General features: G+C 51.9%; 18 protein-coding genes. 2 read left to right on the forward strand and 16 right to left on the reverse strand.

What is annotated here, in order from left to right; all coding sequences use genetic code 11:
* Positions 1 to 39 precede the first annotated feature (39 nt).
* Positions 40 to 1,941, reverse strand: a complete 1,902-nt coding sequence (locus tag NE623_RS10090; protein WP_256272285.1) for an AAA family ATPase — start codon at positions 1,939 to 1,941, stop codon at positions 40 to 42.
* On the opposite strand from NE623_RS10090, the gene NE623_RS10095 reads away from it, so the two are divergent.
* The gene (locus tag NE623_RS10095; protein ID WP_256272284.1) at positions 1,940 to 2,392 is read left to right on the forward strand and encodes a hypothetical protein; all 453 of its coding nucleotides are present in this window, start codon (positions 1,940 to 1,942) and stop codon (positions 2,390 to 2,392) included. The two genes, NE623_RS10090 and NE623_RS10095, sit on opposite strands and share 2 nt — an antisense overlap.
* Positions 2,393 to 2,459: 67 nt before the next feature.
* Here NE623_RS10095 and mobQ read toward each other — a convergent pair whose 3' ends face one another.
* The 7 genes from mobQ to NE623_RS10130 all read right to left on the reverse strand — a co-directional run bounded on the left by mobQ (position 2,460) and on the right by NE623_RS10130 (position 10,040).
* The gene (gene mobQ / locus NE623_RS10100; protein WP_256272283.1) at positions 2,460 to 3,968 is read right to left on the reverse strand and encodes a MobQ family relaxase; all 1,509 of its coding nucleotides are present in this window, start codon (positions 3,966 to 3,968) and stop codon (positions 2,460 to 2,462) included.
* Positions 3,969 to 4,202: 234 nt separating this feature from the next.
* Entirely contained in the window at positions 4,203 to 4,496 is a 294-nt protein-coding gene (locus NE623_RS10105) for a DUF3847 domain-containing protein (RefSeq protein WP_256272282.1), read from the reverse strand.
* An 80-nt stretch (positions 4,497 to 4,576) separates the two neighbouring features.
* Positions 4,577 to 5,581: a hypothetical protein gene (locus tag NE623_RS10110; protein ID WP_256272281.1), complete on the reverse strand. Its 1,005-nt coding sequence runs from the start codon at positions 5,579 to 5,581 to the stop codon at positions 4,577 to 4,579.
* Complete coding sequence (locus tag NE623_RS10115) at positions 5,578 to 6,138, reverse strand: RNA polymerase sigma factor (RefSeq protein WP_256272280.1); 561 nt, start codon at positions 6,136 to 6,138, stop codon at positions 5,578 to 5,580. Before NE623_RS10115 ends, NE623_RS10110 begins: the two co-directional genes overlap by 4 nt.
* A gap of 84 nt (positions 6,139 to 6,222) precedes the next feature.
* Complete coding sequence (locus NE623_RS10120) at positions 6,223 to 6,525, reverse strand: hypothetical protein (RefSeq protein WP_256272279.1); 303 nt, start codon at positions 6,523 to 6,525, stop codon at positions 6,223 to 6,225.
* A gap of 186 nt (positions 6,526 to 6,711) precedes the next feature.
* On the reverse strand, positions 6,712 to 8,574 hold the full coding sequence (locus tag NE623_RS10125; protein WP_256272278.1) for a recombinase family protein: 1,863 nt from the start codon (positions 8,572 to 8,574) through the stop codon (positions 6,712 to 6,714).
* Between the two features lie 14 nt (positions 8,575 to 8,588).
* Positions 8,589 to 10,040, reverse strand: a complete 1,452-nt coding sequence (locus NE623_RS10130; protein ID WP_442490238.1) for a DNA topoisomerase — start codon at positions 10,038 to 10,040, stop codon at positions 8,589 to 8,591.
* Between the two features lie 43 nt (positions 10,041 to 10,083).
* Here NE623_RS10130 and NE623_RS10135 point away from each other — a divergent pair, with 43 nt between their 5' ends.
* Positions 10,084 to 11,157, forward strand: a complete 1,074-nt coding sequence (locus NE623_RS10135) for a hypothetical protein (RefSeq protein ID WP_256272277.1) — start codon at positions 10,084 to 10,086, stop codon at positions 11,155 to 11,157.
* Between the two features lie 49 nt (positions 11,158 to 11,206).
* Here NE623_RS10135 and NE623_RS10140 read toward each other — a convergent pair whose 3' ends face one another.
* The 8 genes from NE623_RS10140 to NE623_RS10175 are packed head-to-tail and all read right to left on the reverse strand — an operon-like array spanning position 11,207 to position 19,382.
* Entirely contained in the window at positions 11,207 to 12,271 is a 1,065-nt protein-coding gene (locus tag NE623_RS10140) for a CD1107 family mobile element protein (protein ID WP_256272276.1), read from the reverse strand.
* Positions 12,261 to 12,533: a DUF4315 family protein gene (locus NE623_RS10145; protein ID WP_256272275.1), complete on the reverse strand. Its 273-nt coding sequence runs from the start codon at positions 12,531 to 12,533 to the stop codon at positions 12,261 to 12,263. Before NE623_RS10145 ends, NE623_RS10140 begins: the two co-directional genes overlap by 11 nt.
* 26 nt (positions 12,534 to 12,559) lie before the next feature.
* Positions 12,560 to 14,539 carry a C40 family peptidase gene (locus NE623_RS10150; RefSeq protein WP_256272274.1) on the reverse strand — a complete coding sequence of 660 codons (1,980 nt, stop codon included), beginning with the start codon at positions 14,537 to 14,539 and terminating at the stop codon, positions 12,560 to 12,562.
* A complete protein-coding gene (locus NE623_RS10155; RefSeq protein ID WP_256272273.1) occupies positions 14,536 to 15,558 on the reverse strand; it encodes a DNA cytosine methyltransferase in 1,023 nt (340 codons plus the stop codon). Before NE623_RS10155 ends, NE623_RS10150 begins: the two co-directional genes overlap by 4 nt.
* Positions 15,551 to 15,724, reverse strand: a complete 174-nt coding sequence (locus NE623_RS10160) for a hypothetical protein (protein ID WP_173011349.1) — start codon at positions 15,722 to 15,724, stop codon at positions 15,551 to 15,553. The genes NE623_RS10155 and NE623_RS10160 overlap by 8 nt, the downstream gene beginning before the upstream one ends.
* Positions 15,717 to 18,146 carry a VirB4-like conjugal transfer ATPase, CD1110 family gene (locus tag NE623_RS10165; RefSeq protein WP_370866732.1) on the reverse strand — a complete coding sequence of 810 codons (2,430 nt, stop codon included), beginning with the start codon at positions 18,144 to 18,146 and terminating at the stop codon, positions 15,717 to 15,719. Before NE623_RS10165 ends, NE623_RS10160 begins: the two co-directional genes overlap by 8 nt.
* Positions 18,064 to 18,498 (reverse strand): PrgI family protein, encoded by a 435-nt coding sequence (locus NE623_RS10170; protein ID WP_007705950.1) that lies wholly within the window; start codon positions 18,496 to 18,498, stop codon positions 18,064 to 18,066. Before NE623_RS10170 ends, NE623_RS10165 begins: the two co-directional genes overlap by 83 nt.
* Positions 18,499 to 18,512: 14 nt before the next feature.
* Positions 18,513 to 19,382, reverse strand: a complete 870-nt coding sequence (locus tag NE623_RS10175) for a VirB6/TrbL-like conjugal transfer protein, CD1112 family (RefSeq protein ID WP_256272272.1) — start codon at positions 19,380 to 19,382, stop codon at positions 18,513 to 18,515.
* Between the last annotated feature and the right edge of the window lie 6 nt (positions 19,383 to 19,388).

The following is a 19,388-nucleotide window of genomic DNA, read 5'->3' on the forward strand; positions in this document are numbered from 1 at the left end:
GCGAAAGTGCAAAGCGCAAAGGGTCTGCACTTTGCACTTTCAGCTTGCGGGTTCGGGTGGCTGCTTCCTCTTGATGAAGTTGTACCATTGACCGCCGACGCGCCTTGCGCCCAAAATGCCGCCCATGTTGCGCTTGGCGTTCTGCACCGTCCTTTCGGATATTCCGGCTTCGGCTGCGGCCTTTACAATGTCCTCGCTGGCAAGCTCTTTTCCGTCTGCCAACAGGTCAAGTATCAGCCGTTCCGCCTGTTCGGTCTTGGTGGCGGTGTTGCCGCCCGCGCCGGACAGCAGCTCATCGGCGGTAATGTCATACTCGCCTATCCACGAAAAGCCCGTTTCCGGGTCAAGGCAAAAGGCTATGGGCTTGCCCTCCGGCGCAAGGGAAGATTTGTCATGGACGATAACGCGCACATTCGGCTCCCGCTTCACGCGTCCGATCAGCAGGACGCTCCTTGCTGCGGCGCGGAAGTCGATAGAGCCTAAGCCCCGGTAGGCGCTTTGTCCTCCGGCGGCTTTGTTGAGGTGTCCGATTAGGATAACGGCGCACCCGGTACGCTCGGCAATCTCGGCAAGGCGGCGGAACATGGGGCGTATCTCATTGGCCTTGTTCATGTCGGTTTTCTCGCCCACATACGCCTGTATGGGGTCAAGGATAATCAGCCGCGCCCCGGTCTGCCGGATAGCCCTCTCTATGCGCTCGTCGGAAAGGGAAAGCCCCTGCTTGCTCTCGTCAATGACAAGAACGCGGTCAAGGTCTGCTTCGGCTTCCATAAGGCGGGGCTTGATTGTGTCGCCCAAACCGTCCTCGGCGGTCTGGTAAATCACATTGAACGGCTCATGCGCCGCCATGTGTGGGAACGGCTTGCGGTTGGTACAGGCGGCGGCAAGGCGTAGGGCAAAGGTGGTCTTGCCCTCGCCGGGGTTGCCCTGCACAATGGTTACTTTCCCAAAGGGGATATACGGCTCCCATAGCCATTCAACGGTCTGTGTGTCAACCTCGCTCATGCGGATAATCTCGACGGTTTTTTCCTGCGGCGGCTCTTTCAAGCCGTAAACCGCTTCCCGGATATACTTCCCGTCTGTGATTTCTGCCCGGTGCTGCAATACCTCGTTCCAGTCCTTAAACAGCGGCACAAGGCGGTGGACGGTATATCCCTCCGGCACAAGCTCCGCAAGGCGGCTGCAAGCGTCGTTTCCTGCTTGGTCGCTGTCAAGGCAGAGGTAAACGGTCTTGATGTTCGGGCGGTCAGAGAGGAAACGCAACAGGGCTTTTTCTCCCACGCCGCCCAATGACAAATAGCTCTGCTTCTGCCATGCCTTTTTGAACAGGCAGAGGAAAGAGAGCAGGTCAACGGGGGCTTCAAAGACAAAAAGCCTGTCGCCCTCGCCCCGGTAGCAGAAATTAAAGGCTTTGTCGCTGCTTTTCACATCAAGCCGGAAGTTTCCCGCCGTTCCTTTGCTGTGGGCGTAGCGCGGTATTCCGTCCTCGTCCCGCCCCACAAATACGGCGTTGTGGTGGGCTGCGTCCTCGTAAATATCGCCGCGGGCAAAGAAAAAGCCCGTCACATCTTCATCAATGTGGCGGGCTGCTGTAAGGTAGTTCCTCGCTGTTCGGTTGTCGCTGTTTGGGGGCGGTAGCCGGAAGTCGGAAAGGGACGCGGGGCAAGGTCTGTCCGGCGGCGGTGCGGCTCCCTTTTCTCCTGTGAGAAGTTCCACGGCTTCGGTAAAGCTCTTGCCGAAAAACTCCATGACAAAATCAACGGGGCCGCCGCCCTTACTCTGGCTGTGCCTGTACCATTTGTTTCCCCGGACGGTCAAGCTGTCGTGCCGTTTCCAGCGGTATTCATTCCCGGCGCGGGTAAGCTGCTCGCCCTGTGATTGCAGGAAGGAAACAAGGTCGGCTTGGTTCGCCCGGTCTATCTGTTCTTGGGTGTAATACATGGTTGATACCTCGCTTTCTTCGGTTGAATTGTTCATAGTTTCTAAGTATAATAAAAACAACAAATTGGAAGTTATCATAAAGATGGTGCGATATATGATTTTTAAGGGATTTCCATACTATTTGGGGGCAATTGCGACAACAAAATGTATAAGAGCGATTTTATTTGTGTTTGTGCCTGGCAAAAACGGAGATAGGGTTACCCTGGATTCTTGTACTGGATGGGTTAGGCACATGGGAAGATTTTACGAGAGCAGGACATATTCATTTTTGTTAGATACACAATTGTCGAAAGGGAATATAGAGGTCCTTTTGCTGGATAAGAAGAAGCACCCCATATTAAAACTCAATGAACACTCTCCATCCGGTACAATAGCCTTAGATGGAAAGAGCAGATATTATCTGCGTTGGGAATTTAGGAGTGCCTCTGGTAAATGTAAGCTACAATGGTAAAAGCAAATCCCGGTTTATCGGAAAGCATTTAGGACGGACAAGCTGGACAGCTTGCCCGTCCTTTTCCTTATCGCTCCTGTTCATGCCGCTTGGCGCGGGTCTGCTCCGGCTGGTCGGCTTTCAGCGCAATATCAACGCACTTGCGGATATTGTGCAGTTCGGCAACCTCGGCGCGGGTTTCTTTCAGCTTGGTATATTCCGCTGTTCTCTGCCCGCTGAGAGTGGCGTACTCTTTTTCCCATTCAGAGATAGGCAAGGTCTTTGTCCCTTTCGGCAGATTTGCATGGAGATAGCGGCTCGCTGCGTTCCATAGGGTCAACTCGGCGCGGTGGGCTTCCTCGTACTTGTCGCGCTTGTTTGTCCAGCCGTTTTGCAGCTTTTTCAGCTCATCGTGAACGGGCTTGTACTCGGTGTAGTTCTTCCCGTATTCAATCAGCTTTTGCAGCTTCTTCATGCGTTCCTCGGCGGTTTTCATTCCCGCCCGGATAGTGTCGGCCTGTTCGCTGACAGAGGAAAGGGCTGCGTCCAGCTCGTCAAGGGTCGAGATACCATGCTCGGAAAGATAGTTGACCGCTGCCGCTATGGTTTTCAGTTCATCGGCTGTGTGCTGTTGTTGCCAACGCTGCGAATACTTCCGGCTCTTTTCTCTCTGAACGCTCAAATACTTCATCAGCAGATTTGCAAGGCCGGGGGATTGTTGCGGCTGTTCCGGGGCGGTTTCCCGCGCTTTGAACAGGTCGGCAATCCACTCTTTGAGCTTCCCAACCTGCGCCCGGATTTCCCGGATAAGGCGGTTTGCCTTTTGGATATTTCGGTTCAGTTCGCCTTTCTCGGTGGCAATACCTTTCTTCTCCATCTGGCAAGCCGCCACGCCCATGTGGACGGTGGGTATCTCGTCAATGCCGCGCTCGGCGTTGCTGCGGTGGTCGATACGCTCCGGGCTTCCGTTCCTCTCCAAAAAGTCGTTGGTAAGGTCAGCCCATGCCTTTCGCCACAAGAGGGCGTTGCCCTTGTCGTTCCAGCCGGTCAGATCAACTTTGTGCGTCTTGTATCTGCCACTTGGCAAGCGAATACGCTCGCCGTTCCCGTCAAGGTCATATTCCTTTCTGGACTTCGCCGCCCACGCGCCGCGCTCGTCAAAGGGGCGCATGGTAAGCATGATGTGACAATGGGGATTGCCCTTGCCGGTGTCGTGAATGGCATAATCGACGCACATTCCTCTGGAAACAAATTGAGAGGAACAGTATTCCCGGACAAGCCGGATCTGTTCCTCTCTGGATAACTCTATGGGGAGCGCCGCGTCAATCTCTCTGGCAAGCTGGGCGTTCCCAGCTTTCTCGTAAAGCTCCACGCTGTTCCACAAGGTTGAACGGTCAGAGAAAGAGGGCGGGGCATGGGGCGGCAGCAGGATTTCGGTATGGACAACACCGCCTTTGCGGGTGTAGTCGTGGGTCATTCCGTCCCACTCGTTTGTCAGCTTTTCACCGCTTCGGTAGGCGGCTGCGGCAACGGCTGATTTGCCCTTGCCCCGGCTGACAATGCTGATGTTACAATGGTAAATGGCTATGGGTATCACCTCCCGGATAGGATAACAAAACCCGCAAAAATGGTACAGACGCCAAAGGCGGGTGTGCCGTTTTTGTGGGTGTGCAGGGATAGCCGCGTAAGCGGCGCAAGGGGTGCAGCCCCTTGTTGCGGCAAAGCCGCCATATCGGAGCGCGGGGAAAGTTCCCTGTGCGGAGATAAGCCCTCGGCAGAGCGCACACGCCCGCAAGGGTGTATAAGTGCGCCCTTGTTGCCAAGGGATTATTTAGCTTGTCGTTTTCTCGGCTCGTTTTTTCAAAAACTCCCGCGCTGGTTCACTCGTCAAAGCAAGTCGGAGAAGTGCTGTGGCTTCCTCGTCGGTCATGTTCTTTGCTTCCGGCACAATGCTCTCAAAGACTGCGCCCCGGACGATCAGCCGGTGGCTGCGCGTCCGGCGTTCCTCTTGAGACAGCTTTTGCCGTAGCACCTTTTCCCAGTTCTCAAACTGCAGGATTTTCTTCTTTCCGTCCTCAATCTCGGCGGTCAATTCCTCGCATGTTTTTTCTCTTGGTTTCGTCATAGCTGGTCGCTCCTTTCTGCTCATGGATATAGAAAAGGGGCAGTCGATTTCTCGGCTGCCCCTTGTTATATTTTTTGCCTTTATGGAAGTAAAGTAATATCCACAAATTGCTCTGCCCATATTGTTAGAATTGTTGCTGGCTCCCCTGTATATGTTACCTCTACACGGTCACCAAGCGAATATCCGTCAGCAGATTGTCCGTCTGGTAGATCAATCCCGTACCCGCGGCTGTATTCCGGGGCCTTATCCTCGTCCAAACGAATTCCTATATGATTTGCGTATGGGTCGATTGCCATAATTTCACCTGTGATAGTGTGGACAGAGTTACTGCTTTGCTGTGTTTTATTGACCAATGCTTGCAGGCATTTCGCATAATCCTCCGCAGATATATTTTCCGAACTGATTATGAAAGCAACATCATCTTGCAAGAATTCAGCATAATAACATTCTGCTCCGTTTTCATTTTTGTAGTGGAAAACAGCCAACTCCCTACCATTGATATCTGTAAACTTGAGTTCGTCATCACTTAAATCAAAAATATCATAAGTGTGCTTAAACACTTTTGACAGGACGATATTGACACTCTGCGTTCCATCGGAATTTTGGAACACAACAGAATTTCCATCATAATAAACATCACGATTTTCTGACTGGAAGATGCCAAAATCTTTGCTCTGGAGTGTAAGATAGGGGAGCGTTTCTGAAATCGGAAGAGATACATCAAAATAATTGAGCAGTTCTTCATAAGATATTGCGGTAAAATCGTCTCCGGAAAGATTGATATTACCAATTACGGTATCAGGAATGGCAATTTCATTGATATTAAGGCTTATAGCCTGTTCGGTATTGTCCGACTGTCCATTTGGGTTTGTAATGATTGGGGGATTATAATCTGGCTGTGGCATAGTTTGTCCCGGAAACTGTTTCCACAATGTCGCAAATGGTACTGCTAATACGATGGCGGCGCAAGCAGCTAAAGAGGCGAACTTTATCCACCTGTTTTTTGGGCAGTGGTAGTTTTCGGCTTCCTCATAATATTTGTCGTTGACTTCGCTCATGGCTTCGGAAAACAATTTAGCGTTCATACAAAAACCTCCTGTTCTATCAAGTATTGTTTCATCTTCTGACGGATCAGAGTGAGCCGGACGGATACATTTTTTTCAGAGATACCTACGCGCTTTGCTATGTCCGCATAGGTATCTGCATACGCATAGCGGCGCATGAAGATAATGCGCTGTTTTTCGGTCAGCGTATCCAAAAATGCCTCAATGATACGAGCTAACTCTCTGGCTTCAATTTCATCTTCCACAGTTTTCTGGTCTGCGATACAGCCCTCAATTTCGGCTAAGGCAATCGTATAGTGTCCGCTTCGTTTGGCCGCTTCCTTTCTCCAATAGATTTTGAGTGAAATGTTCCGAACGATTTTCACGATGTAGCTGAGCAGCGGGTTAGGGTGTACCGGGGGAATGGCGTTCCATGCGCCTAAGTAAGCGTCGTTGACACATTCCTCCGCGTCCTGCCTGCTGTTCACAATGTTGTACGAGAGATTGTGACAGATTTTTCCGTATTTAATGTCCAATTCCCGTATGGCTTGCTGGTCACGCTTAAAAAACAACTCGATAATTTTTTCATCATCAATCATCGCGCCACCTCCTTTCCGGCTTCACCTATATACTACGGTTTTAGCGGCAAATACTAAATGAAAGAGAAAAGTTTTTCAAAAAAATTATACCATGCCTTTGATAAAGCCGCTTGCGGCAGCTTTTGCCGCTTCACTGGCAGCTCTCCGGCGTTCCTCGCTGTATGGGGCGGTCAGACGGAAAGAGAAGCGGCCTTTCTCAATGTCAAACTCCATGCAGCCCGTTTCCGGGTCTGCGTCGGTCTGGCGGCACACATCGGGGTGCTGCTCGGCATAGGCGGCAAGCCGTTTCTTCAAGGCGGTGTTGTGGGTGCGGATATGGATAAGCGGGTCTTTCTCGTCAAACCAAATGTCGGTGGTCTTTTCCTGCTTGGTAAGCCCTGTTCGCATAAATGCTCCTTTCTGCGCCCTCGTTTGGAGAGAGGGGCATTTTTGATGGATTTTTCCCGGCTCTTGACTTTGGGAAAATGGGGATTTTCAAATAGAAACCGCCCCGGCGAACCATTCCTCGTCCGGGCGGCTCCTATCGTGTGATTTCCGTTTTTTCCGGCTCTTGACCGTCAAGCATGAATTAGCTCATGCTATGTGTTCTCCTTTCTGCTCGGCGGCAGGGGGCAGTTGCTTAGCTTGTTCCTGTTCCTGCTGTTCTTTCCATTGTCTGCGTTTCTTTTCCATATAGCGTCGATTGTATTCTGCTTTTTTTGCTCGGCGGCGTTCCTGTTCCGCTAACGCTGCCTTTTCTTCGTCGGTCAGTTCAACTGCCTTGTGAGGAATGTCCACCTTGCCAACGAAATTAAAGAAAATTTCAATTTCCTGTGTTCTGCTTGCTCCTTTGCCCTGGGCTTGGTGGACGAGGATTTTTTCTACAAACTCATTTATCATGGCAGGGGTCAACTCGGAAAAGTCTGTATATTTTCTGACAAGGGAAAGAAACTTTTCGGCGTTGATGGTTTCCCTGCTTATGCGTTCAAGTTCCTGCTGGTCTTGGGAAATGATTTCTGTCAAATCGCTTAACTCGGCTTCAAAATCGCAGAGCATTTGTTCAAAAAGGGTATCGGAAAGTCGGCCGCTTACATTGTCCTCATAGAGCTTTCGGATTAGGCGGGTCAGTTCATCGGTACGCTTCTCGTTGCGCTGCTTCCGCTGGCGAATGGCTCTTGCAGCTTTTTCCTGCCTGTCCTCGGAAGCGGAGCAGACCTGTGCCATAAACTCGGCTTCATTGTTCAACGCATAGTCGCAAACGCCCTTGATGGCTTCCAACAAAAGCTCGTTCACAACAGCAGTACGAATAAGGTGCGTCGTGCAGTATTTATCATAATGCTGGTTGCCCAAATCGTAACGGGAACAGTTGTACTCGTCACGATCAGGGCGCTTTTTCCCGTTGGGTCTGCCCGCCCAGTCACGCGCATTTCCGGCCTTGCCCCTGTGGTTATACATCTTTGCACCGCAATCCGCGCAAAACATCAAGCCGGTTAGTGGATTGGCCTTTCCTATGCTGTCTGTCCGGCGAATGGTTTTTCGTAGAGTTTGTACGCGTTCCCATGTTTCCTTGTCGATGATAGCTTCCTGTGTGTTCTCAAAAATGACTAAATCCTCTTTGGGGGTCATTTTGACGCGCTTATCTTTATAGCTCTCCTTGTAAGTCCTAAAGTTTACCGTATGCCCCATATATTCCTGCTTGGAGAGTATGTCGGCAACTGTACCGCCGCGCCATGTATAGGGGTCTGCGGCATTGTAGTTTGATTGATGGTTTCCCATGCCGCGTTGTGCAAGATAGTAAGAGGGGCGCTCAACCTTTTCCGTTGCCAATATGCGGGCAATTTCATACGGGCCTTTTCCCTCAATGGCCATGCGATAAATCCGGCGTACTACTTCGGCAGCTTCCTCGTCGATAATCCAATGGTCTTTGTCGTTGGGGTCTTTCTTGTAACCGTAGATACAATGGTTGCTTGTGTGCTTGCCGGACATACCTCTTGCCCGTAAAACAGTGGTTATCTTACGGCTGCAATCACGGATATACCATTCGTTCATAATGTTCAAAAAGGGTGCAAACTCGCTGCTTTCCCGTTTGTCGCTATCTACTCCGTTGGTAATGGCAACAAACCGCACACCTTTCTCTCTGAACATTACTTCGGTGTAAAAGCCCACCTGTAAATAATCTCTACCGACGCGGCTCAAATCTTTAACAAGGACAGCAGCGATTTCGCCTTTTTCAATGCCCTCAATCATGCGCTTCCAGCTTGGACGGTCAAAACTTCCACCAGACCAACCATCATCTGTGAAGTGGACGCAATTCGTAAAACCGTTGGCTTTCGCATAGTCCTCCAGCATTTTCTTTTGATTGATAATGCTGTTACTATCACCTGTAAGGTCATCGTCACGGCTCAATCTCTCATAAAGGGCGGTGATTTTTGCGTTGCCTAATTTCTTGGGTTTCATGGGAACGCTCCTTTCTATGGGTAATTTCTTATCCCCCTTTCACAGCATATATCTTCGGTGTAGGGCTTCGGCGGCTGGGTGAAATGCTCGGTAACAGCAACCTCCGCACCGTCAAAAGTCTGCCCTTCGGTGAAGTCCGGGAGCGTATCGCCGTCCCCATCCGCAGGCTTTTCCTTCAAGAAGGCACGGAAAATGCGGTCGATTTCCCGCCAGCCTTCGGAAATGACGCGCTTGCCCTTTGCGGTGAAGGAATGGCCGCAGCAGTCAAATGTGGCCGTGACCGTCTCATACACATACGGCTCTGCCGATGCACACAGCAGCTTGCAGCAGACCAGGAGGAACAAATTGCGCTCGCCCAAGGGCAGAGTCTTGATATCCGCTTTTTCAATCTCCATCGTGGGGATAATGGCGTGGTGATCGGATACATCTTTGTCGGAGATCATGGCCTCCACCAGCGGGAAGAAGTTGCCGCAGCCATCAAAAGGCGGCAGCTTTGCCGCCAGATGGATCACACAGGAGACCGTTTCTGCCATGTCGGAAGTCAGATATCGGCTGTCCGTGCGGGGATAGGTCAGCAGCTTCTTTTCGTAGAGGCTCTGGGCGTAGTCTAAGGTCTGCTTCGCCGTATATCCAAACAGGCGGTTTGCCTCACGCTGCAAGGTGGTGAGATCATAGAGCTTCGGCGGCTGTTCCTTCTTCTGCTCCTTCGTGACAGAGGTACAGGTGACGGTCGCACCCTTGCACATGGCCGCTGCCTGTTCCGCCGCTGCCGAATCGGTGAATTTCTCCGACACCGCCTCGGCTCCATCCAGCGTCAGGCGCAGCAAATGATATTTTTCCTTGTGAAACAGCGTGATCTTTGCGTCACGCTCCGCCAGCATTGCCAGCGTGGGTGTTTGCACACGCCCCACATTCAAGGTGCGGTGATAGAGAACGGAGAAAAGGCGCGTGGCATTGATCCCCACCAGCCAATCCGCTTTCTGACGGCAGAGGGCAGATTGATATAGGGTCTCATAATCGGCACCGGAGTGCAGGTCAGAAAAGCCCTCCCGGATAGCGCTGTCCTCCATTGAGGAAATCCAGAGACGAAGAACCGGCTTGCGGCATTCAGTCATTTCATACACCAGCCGGAAGATCAGTTCCCCTTCACGTCCGGCGTCGCAGGCATTGACAATGGTATCCACATCGGGGCGGTTCATCAGGGCGCGTAGATTTTCAAATGCGTCCTCCTTGCCCGGTGCCAGCACATAGCGGAACGGCTCCGGCAGAATGGGAAGATCGTCATAGCGCCACTTCTTGAAACGCTCGTCATAGCCCGCCGCATCCATGGGGGAAACAAGGTGCCCTACACACCAGGAAACGATCAGGGCGTTCCCCTGAAAATAACCATCGGCCCCAGATTTAGCACCCAGGGCCGACGCGATAGATTTTGCTACACTTGGTTTTTCTGTGATTATTAGCTTCATATTTTCTCCTTTTGTGGTATAATAATTACATGGGGTGATTGATTTGGTTCTGATGAATATGTATGGTAAGATACCGGAAACGATAATTTCTAAAAAATTAGGAATTGGTATTTGTAATCCTGCACCAGATTGGGTAGAAGGATTACAAGATGATTTTGAAGAAGAACTCTTAATTCATGAACATGAGATATCTTCATTCAAAAAATCAGGATATGATACTGCCTGGGTCGCTGACCATTATAATTTAGAACATTATAATTTAGAAAAGATAGTGTTCCAATTAGGTTGGCAAGAAGAAGGAAAAACTTCCATGCAGATTATTGCTGAACACTTAATTGAAATCCAAGTCTTAGACTTTGATAATTCGTTATTGCAGATGAAAAACGATCATTTAGATAGCCCGACATGCGAGCCTCAATATCCAAGAAAGTTTTTGAATTTATGTTGTAAAATACAGTCGTCACAATCGGCTCAAACAGTTATTCCAAATCGAATACCTTTCTCAACTTATAACTCCGATGATTTTCAGCAAAAGCCTTTGATACTTAATTTTTTAGGAGCAATGCTACATCCGCATCCTAATTATCCGATTTCAATACCTGACTATACAGCAGGAGGGATAAAGTCTCTAGAATATATAGGTAGTCTAATTGACAATTTCTTAGTCACAGATAAAGATTTTTGGCTGTTTGATTACATAGTCAATGCCGTGTTCAACGACGAATCTCATGATGCCTATCATATATTCAAAGTGATGTCCCTTATTGAAATGCTTATTATCACTCCTAAAGGAAACGGGAAAACTGTAGGAGAACTCGAACGTAAACTTCCGCAGTTCCTTCCAGATAGAATACCTGTCGAAGAACGCGCATTGTTCTCTGAAATTGTGCGTAAACTTAGAAATAAAATTGGACATGGTGATTTTGAGGCCGTACAGCAACTATTAGACCAGTATCGCAACTCTTTTATGCAAAACTTCTGGTACGATGAATTTGAATATAGCATTGAGAACTGGACATACGGCAACATATGTATTAATCTTGATTCGGCGTTAAATGAGATTTTATGGCTAATGTTATCTGATAGGGCGCAACTAGCATCAGTTCAAATGAGTTAATAATAGGCTCTCACCGTTAATGTTTGACGGTGAGAGCTATATTTTTTAACTATTTCGTTTCCTCGTCCTCGGTCAGATATTCTTCTTCATCCTCCAGGTCGAAATCATCCAGGTCAGCGGGAACTTTCTTGCCCTGCTTCGGTTTCAGCACCAGGAAATAGACCGCTGCGCCGCCTCCGGCTGCAAGAATCAGCAGCACCGCCAGGATTGCCCCGGCATTGCTTTTCTTTTCAGGTTCCGGATTCTCCGGTTCGGTGGGCTCCGCAGCTTTCTGTTCTGTGCCAACACATTCACTAAGATTTTTTACGCAGACCGGGCAAGCGGTATTGACCGCTCCGGCCTGGCACTTTTCCGTACAGGTGCAGACAATAGGTGTTTCCGCCTTTTCTCCATCCTCCGTGAGTGCCATGAGGTCGGCTTCATCCACCTGATTCAGAAAATGCACGGTTTCCTCGCCCTCGTCGTCACGGTCGATAATGAGATAGAACACATTGCCGTTCTTCGTTTCCACTGTAATAAACTGCTTGCCGCTGGCGGTCGGACTGCCAATATCGTCAATCAGCGAAAGGTTCCCGTTCGGAGTCAAGGCGGCACCGCCATTCAAACCACCGCCCAGCATACCCAGCAGATTTTCCAGTGTTTCCGCATCCAGAGAGAAAGAACCTTCCCCAGAGCCAGCCTCGCCGTCACTTACCGTCATGTAGCCGGAATAGACATAGCCAACTTTCTCCGGCAGGATGACCTTCAGCCAGTCGCCGTCCGTGCCGATCACCTTCACGGTCGTTCCATTGGGAAGCTGGGTGAAGGCGGTATAATCCATTCCAGCGCCCGTGCGGACATTCAGATTGCCGCCGCCCGTGGTGACGGTGCCGGTCTGCTCAGAGTCATTTTCGCCGGAACTGAACTGGATACCGTCCTCGGTGACGGATACCGTGACCTGGCTGCCTGCCAGAGCGGAAAGCAGATCAGAGACATCCCCAGCCGTTTCCTGTTCAGCCACGGACTCCGTGGTTTCCTCGCCGCTGCTGGCAAAGGCGGTGATAGAAAAAGCGGCAGTGCTGAGCACCACCGCCAAAAGAGCCGATACCATTTTTGTCATAAAGTTATGCTTCATCCTCGTATCCCTCCGTTTCCTCATTCTCGGTGCCATCCTCCGGCAGCATACCTTCCGGCAGGGAGATCATACCGCTGGCATAGGCTTTCAGGAAGGCGGTCAGTTCCTTGTTATCCATCTTCACGGCTTTCACCATGCGGACGATTTCCAGATTTTCTTCCTCCGCAAGCTGGGCCTCCAGCGCACGAAGGCGTTTCTGCTGTTCCGCGATCTTTTCTTTGGTTTTCGCAATGTCATTGCGAATCTTCTGTGTCGTTGCCATAATTCAAATTACCTCCATATCGTTTTTTAGTTGTAGGGCGGTCGCCCGAAAGCGTAAAAGTGGGATTGCCAGTAGCTTGTGTTGATATCTGCATACTGGATGGGGTCGCCGCAGTGCAGCATTTTTCCACCGCCCACATAGATACCCACATGGGAAACGCCCGGCGTATCGTAAGTGCCGATGAAAAAAATCAAGTCGCCGGGTCTTGCGTTGGCGGAGGATACCGGGGTGGAAATGTCGTAGAGCCCCTGGGCTCCCAGCCTTCCCGTATTGCAGACGCCGCTTTGCGTCAGCACCCAGGACACGAAGCCAGAGCAATCAAAAGAAGTGTTTGGATTGCTGCCGCCCCAGACATAGGGATAGCCAATGTACTTCTCCGCCTCAGTAATGAGCGCCGCAAAGGTTTCATCTTCCATTGCGGAAGGTGGGATATCATAGGTGGTGGGCGGTTTGGTGTACTTGTCTACATAGCCGGAGCCTGGGAATAAATCTTCCCGGTTCCCCAGCGTTGCCATATAGACCGCATACAGGGAAAGTGTTTCCTCGTCCATGATGTAGACCGGCACATGGGAAAGGTCAAAGTTTTCCAGCTTTACCTTGCAGATATAGTAATTGTACGGCACTTCCACATCATAGTCGTTTCCCTCACTGTCTGTCCGTGTCTCCGTCCGATAGCGTACCTCCACTTCCACGGTCTGCGTCAGGATATACTCCTTTTCAAAGAGCATTTGCAATTCAGCCTGAACCTCGTCGATGGTGAACACCCCTTCATGGAACGCTGTGAGAATGGAGGTCAGCACATAAGGGTCATGCTCGATCTCGTCCAGATCAAAACGGTATTCGTCATATCCGGGGTGCAGAGCCTCATAGTGGTCCAGCTTATATTGGAGCTCCTGCTCCAGTTCGCAGTAGGCCGCCTCCGCAGCCAGCATATCCTCATCCTCGGAAAGATAAGAGGAAGTAAATACGCTACCTATGCCGGAGCCCGCCATCATGGAACAAGAAGATACCCCGCCAAACAGCAGAGCAACACAGGCGCCAATGCCGATCACCAACAGCACCGCCCGGCTATGGTGTTTGATGTAGAGGAATGTTTCCTTGAAGGCGTCCTTTGCTTTCTGCGCCGCACTTTTCGCCGTGGCCGCTGTGTTCTTTGCGGTTTTCTCTGCCTGCCGCAGCTCCTTTGCGTAGTTCCGCTTGATCCGCTGTTTCTGCAGAAAGCGAGATACCGGGTTAGAAGCTGCCAATGCAGGATCATCATGCAGTGCCTTTTGGTAAAGGTACTCGGCGTTTGCCTTGACCGAAGCCTGCTCTGCCTTCGCCGCGTCACGCCAAGGCTTTGTGCGGTGATGGTGAACGGCGGCACGGACTTTGCCTTTTCCGTAGGCAAGCCCGCGTTCCGTCAGCACCTCGCCCTTGTGTCCGGTCTCAACACCCACATTTTCCTGTTCCACCTCATGCACCTTTGCATGGGCGGCGTGGACGATCTCATGAACCGGCCGGGAAAGCGGATTGTGCCGCAGGCGTCCGTTGGGGCGTTTCTCCACTTCTTCAAAGCGAAGCTGCGTTTTGCCTTTCCCGGCTGCCTCGTCAAAAACACGCTCGGTACGGAGAACTTTCTTTGTGGGGATAGCGGCCTTTGCCGCGTCCAGCCTATCCGCCGCACGGTCGGAATGGTCGATGTACTTTCCAAGTGCGGGATCGGCACGTTCTTCCTCGGTAAATTGCAGGCGGGAGGACGGGCGCTGCCTTGCGGCAGAACCATCCCGCACCGCCTGGGTGTCAGCCTTTTCCGCCTTTCGTGCGCTTTTCTTCTCATGGTGTTCCGCCGCACGCAGGGCAAGGTCAACCGCAGCGCCAGCGGATTCTTCCGAAGAAGCAGACAGTTCCGTTTCCGGCTCCCGGCTGCTGATATGTTCCACCTCGCCCGTGGCAAGGTTTTCCGATATCGCACCGTCACGGGTCATTTTCTGCGTGATCTTATCGGTTGCTTTCAGTTCCCTCATAGGCGGTCACCTTCCTTTCCATAGGGGCAAAAGCCGCCGCAGGTGCCATTTTCGATCATGGCGATATAGCGGAAAATGGGATAGGCCTGGGGCGGGCAGACCGCATTTCCCAATGTTTTCAGCCGCAGCGCCCGGTCATTCATGCGCTCGGTCATGCGGGGGATTCCTTCCGGTTCGGCGGCCCAGAGGATACGTCCGTCCATCCTTTCGGGAAGCCCATGAGCCATTCCACCCAATCCGGATTCAGCGCCGCCGTTTCGGACACCGGCCGCTCCTGGGAGATGATCTGCGCCGACAGGTTCCCGTCCTTCTTCGCCGGATCGAAGGCCGACGGCTTCAAGGTTGAGCGGAAACCGTCCGACGCCACCGGGGTCAGATAGAATACCGCCGCCGACAGGCTGAGGCTCCAGATCGCCCCGTTTCGGTTCCTCTTGCGGAATATCCCATTGTCCGACAGGAACACATCCAGGCTTGCCGCGTCCCTGGCGGTGTTGTTGTCGGAGGCAAGGGGTGTGGGAAACATCAGCCGCAACGATAAAAGTTCGCTGGCGCTCATGCCATGCGCCGACACCGCAAGCCGGAAATACGAATGGGAGAACAGCGTATCCCGCTTTTGCCAGGTCAAAGATCGTTTTGTCGAGCCCCATATTGATGAAGCCAGCAACATTTTCCCCAAGCACCCAACGGGGCCGCAGCTCGGTAATAACGCGGCACATTTCCGGCCACAGGTAGCGTTCATCCGCAAAGCCCTTCCGTTTTCCGGCGGTGGAGAAGGGCTGACAGGGAAAGCCGCCTGAGATAACGGTAACTGTTTCAAGTCCTGTTCTTTCAAAAAACGCCTCCTTCGTGAAAGTAGTAATATCCCGGAACCTGGGAACATCCGGCCATCGTGCGGAGAGGACGGAGTGCGGAAAATCCGCCCACTCACACTGGCAAACGGTTTCAAACCCGGCAGCCTCCGCCGCCAGGTCCAGACCGCCAATGCCGGAAAACAGGCTCACATGGGTCAGTTTATTCATGGTTTTTCGGCGCACGGAACGGTTCGATCTCACTTTCCAGCTCCGCAAGGACCGCCTCCATATCCGCCGTGACCGCCTTGTTTCTGGCGATCAGCCGGTTCATCACATCAAAGAAGGTTTCACCTTCCTGTTTTTCTTCTGTATGCAAATAGCGGGGATCATTCATGTTCGTTTTCTCCTTTCCCGGTTTCACCAAGTTTTGTTGTCATAATGCTGTAAAGTTCATTGTCCTTCGGGAAGTCATCCACAAAAGGCAGGATCACATTACCGAAGAAGATCAGCCCCTCGCCGGGGCCTGCGTTGCTGATATGCGCCGCCTGCTGGTTGGAGATATTCAGGCGCTCGCAGAGGATTTTCCTGTCTCCGCTGGCCTGGTTCAGAAGGTACACAAAATCGCTGTTTTCAAAGATGTTCTCGATCTCCGGGGAGGAAAGCAGGTCCTTAATATTCTGCGTGATCCCCGTGGGGATACCGCCCCATTTGCGAAAGCGTTTCCAAATTTCCACGCTCCAGGAACCAACCTCGCCCCGCAGCAGAAGGTGGAACTCGTCTACGAAGTACCAGGTGGATTTGCCCTGATCCCGGTTTTGGGAAACACGGTTCCATACCTGGTCCTGGATCACCAGCATACCCAGGCTTTTGAGCTGCTTTCCCAGCTCCTTGATATCGAAGCAGACAATGCGGTTGTTGATATCCACGTTGGTACGGTGGTTAAAAACATTCAGGCTGCCATGCACATACAGTTCCAGTGCCGCCGCGATCCGCTGTGCCTCCGGCTCCGGCTGCCGTTTGATCTCGTCATACAAATCTTCCAGCAGCGGCATATTCTCCGGGCGGGGGTCTGCAATATAGGGGCGGTACACGATCCGCACAGCACGGTCAATGACCGTTTTCTCCACCGGCTCCAGACCGTTCCGTCCGCCTGCCGCCAGTTCGCAGAACGACAGGATAAAGTCGGATTTCAGCGCCAGCGGGTTATCGTCCTCGCTATAATTGAGGTTGATATCCATAGGATTCACATACTGCGTGCTGGTAGGTGAGATTTTGATGACCTGTCCTTCCAGACGGTTCACCAACGGAAAATATTCAGCCTCCGGGTCGCAGATCAGGATATCGTCCTTTGTATTCAGGAACACACCCACGATGGAACGCTTTGCGGAAAAACTCTTGCCGCTGCCGGGCGTACCTAAGATCATGCCGTTGGGCGTTTTCAGCTTTTTGCGGTCAGCAAGGATCATATTACCGGAAGTGGCATTGAGCCCGTAGTAAAGAGCTTCGCCGCCGTGGAAAATCTCCTGTGTGGTGAAGGGAACGAACACCGCCACCGCCGAAGTGGTAAGCCCGCGCTGTATCTTAATGCGGTTGACACCCAGGGGCAGAGCCGACACAAAGCCGTCCTCCTGCTGAAAGTCCAGCCGCACCAGGGAGCAGTTATATTTCTGCGCCACGCTTGCCGCACGGAGAAGGTCATTTTCCAACTTTTGCTTGCTGTCCGCAAAGTTCACCACCAGAAAGGTCATCAGGAACATCCGCTCATTTCTGCTTTGCAGGTCACGGAGGATGTTCTTTGCCTCTCCTGCGTAGGTGGCAAGGTCGGTGGGGATGATATCCATATCGAAACCTTCCCGCACCGCCTTTTTCTGCGCGTCGATCTTCATACTGTCAATGTCGGTGATTTTCCGCTTGACCGTTTTGATCGCCTCGTTCTGATCCATGCTGCGGATATGGAGGCTGACAAGCAGCCCGCTGTCTGTATCCAGCAGTTCGGTGAGCATACGGTCATCCATTTCCGGTGCGCTGATCCGCAGAAAGGACACGGCGCAGAATTTATCTGCCATCGTGAACTTCCGTGCTTCACCGAAGCGGAAGGAAGATGGTGCGATAAAATCCTGGACCGACAGGCCGGAAGGGGCAAGCCAGTTCCATTCAAAGGCAAACCGTTCCCCGTCCGGGTGCAGGATGCCGTGGAGCATTTCCAGCCACTCCTTGCCGCCAAGCTCCTTTGCCAAAGCACCCATGACCTTGAAATGGTTAAGGGCGTCCATGACAATCCGGGAAAACCGTGCCCGTGCGGTTTTGCTGTCCCGTGCCTCGATGGTGAGGGTCAGATACTTCGTTTTGATAAGACCGTTGTTGCCCCGTTCAAGCTGCTTGCGGAGCATTTGCGTGTAAAGCTCACGGATATGGTCGAAGTGATCTCCCTGCGCCGCGATCTCGATACGCTTCACAAAATCCTCCCGGTTCATGCGGCGGCTCACAAGAGATAGCTGCATCCCGATAGAAGCGTCATGGGCGTTATACATATCGCAGAGGGCTTCAAAGATTGCCGTCTGGTCGTCAGGCTTTGCAAGCTGATAATTCACATCCTCGAACTCGATACACTTCGACCAGGTGTGGTCGTCCAGCTTGCACAGGCCGTCCGGGTACATCTGGCGGAACGGTAAGGTGTCCTGTGCGGAATGTACCTTGCCGTCGCCTCTGGCGGTTTCCAGGATACGGCTGATCTCACGCTTTTCTGCGGCGGTCAGTTTTACCGCGGCTTTTGCCGCCTGCCGTGCCTGCGGCTCTGGCTTTCGCTTTCTGAACAATGGCTTTCACCTCCTTTTCCGCCTGGGCCTGCCGCTCCAGGGCTACATAGAAATTGTTTGTCTGGTAAGGCCGTTCCTTCGTCCGCAGGAACATACAGCGGATGACTTGTCCGGCCACCACCTCCAGGGGTTGACCATGCCGCTCATACATGGCAAGCAGAAAGAACGGGAGCATGACGATAATCATGCAGAACGCGGCGGCGCTGTTGCTGGCCGTGCGTCTGAGCAAAAAGAAAAGCGGTACTCCGATGAGTGCCGCCGCTCCGAAACATATAAGCTGCCGTTTGGTAAGCCCAAACAGCACTTTGGATTTTACTTTCGTCAAATCCTTTGGAATGGTTACATACGCCAATTTATCAAGCCTCCTTAATGCGCTCCGAACAGGCTCTTAGAGAGGCTGCCGGTCTTGAACAGGGCGAAGCACAGCAGGACCGTGTAGCCCATGCAGGCCCATATCGCGCCTGAGATATTTCCGTCCGTGGCGATACTCTGTACCAAAACAGAGTAGATTCCCACGCACACCATGATTAGAAATGCCTGGAACGCCAATGCAAACAGGGATTTCAAGTAGTTCTGTCCTGTATGGCTCCAATCCCGGTTTGTCATAGTGGCAAGCGGAATCGGTCCAACGGAAGTTGTCAAATACACCTCAATCATGCGACCATAGATGACAAGCATGATACAGATGGAAAGGGCATTCATGGTAAGCCCCACGAAAAGGGACTGGAACCACAGCCCGAGCAGTTCTCCCGTGCCCAGGGCTTCAAGCTGCGCCTCCATATCCGTGATGACGCTGCTGATATCAATGGAGGTATTCCCAATGATGACGCCCGCGCTGCTGTTCACAACGCTTTGCCCCACATCGAAGATACCCATGACGATATTCCATGTGTTCGTCACAATGAGAACGGCACAGAAGGTCTTGAAAATCCACTTGAAGAACATCCAGGTGTCTACATCGTGCAGATTGTTTTTCTCTGTCACAAGCTGGATCAGCTCATAACACATTACGAATGTCAGGATAACCCCGGCGATTGGAACGATCACCGTTTCAGAGAGGTTTCGGATCATAGAAAAGACGCCGCTGTTCCATGCCAGCGGCGTCTGTCCCACTTCACCGGCGATCTCGCCTACTTTGGTATTGACCGTATCGAACATGCCCGACAGGTTTCCCGTGATCCCCTCGATGAGCAGCCCTCGGAGCCATTCATCGAGTTTGTCGAGTATGCCGCCCATAAGCGA

The organism is Gemmiger formicilis (assembly GCF_024462815.1).
Taxonomy (GTDB): domain Bacteria; phylum Bacillota; class Clostridia; order Oscillospirales; family Ruminococcaceae; genus Gemmiger.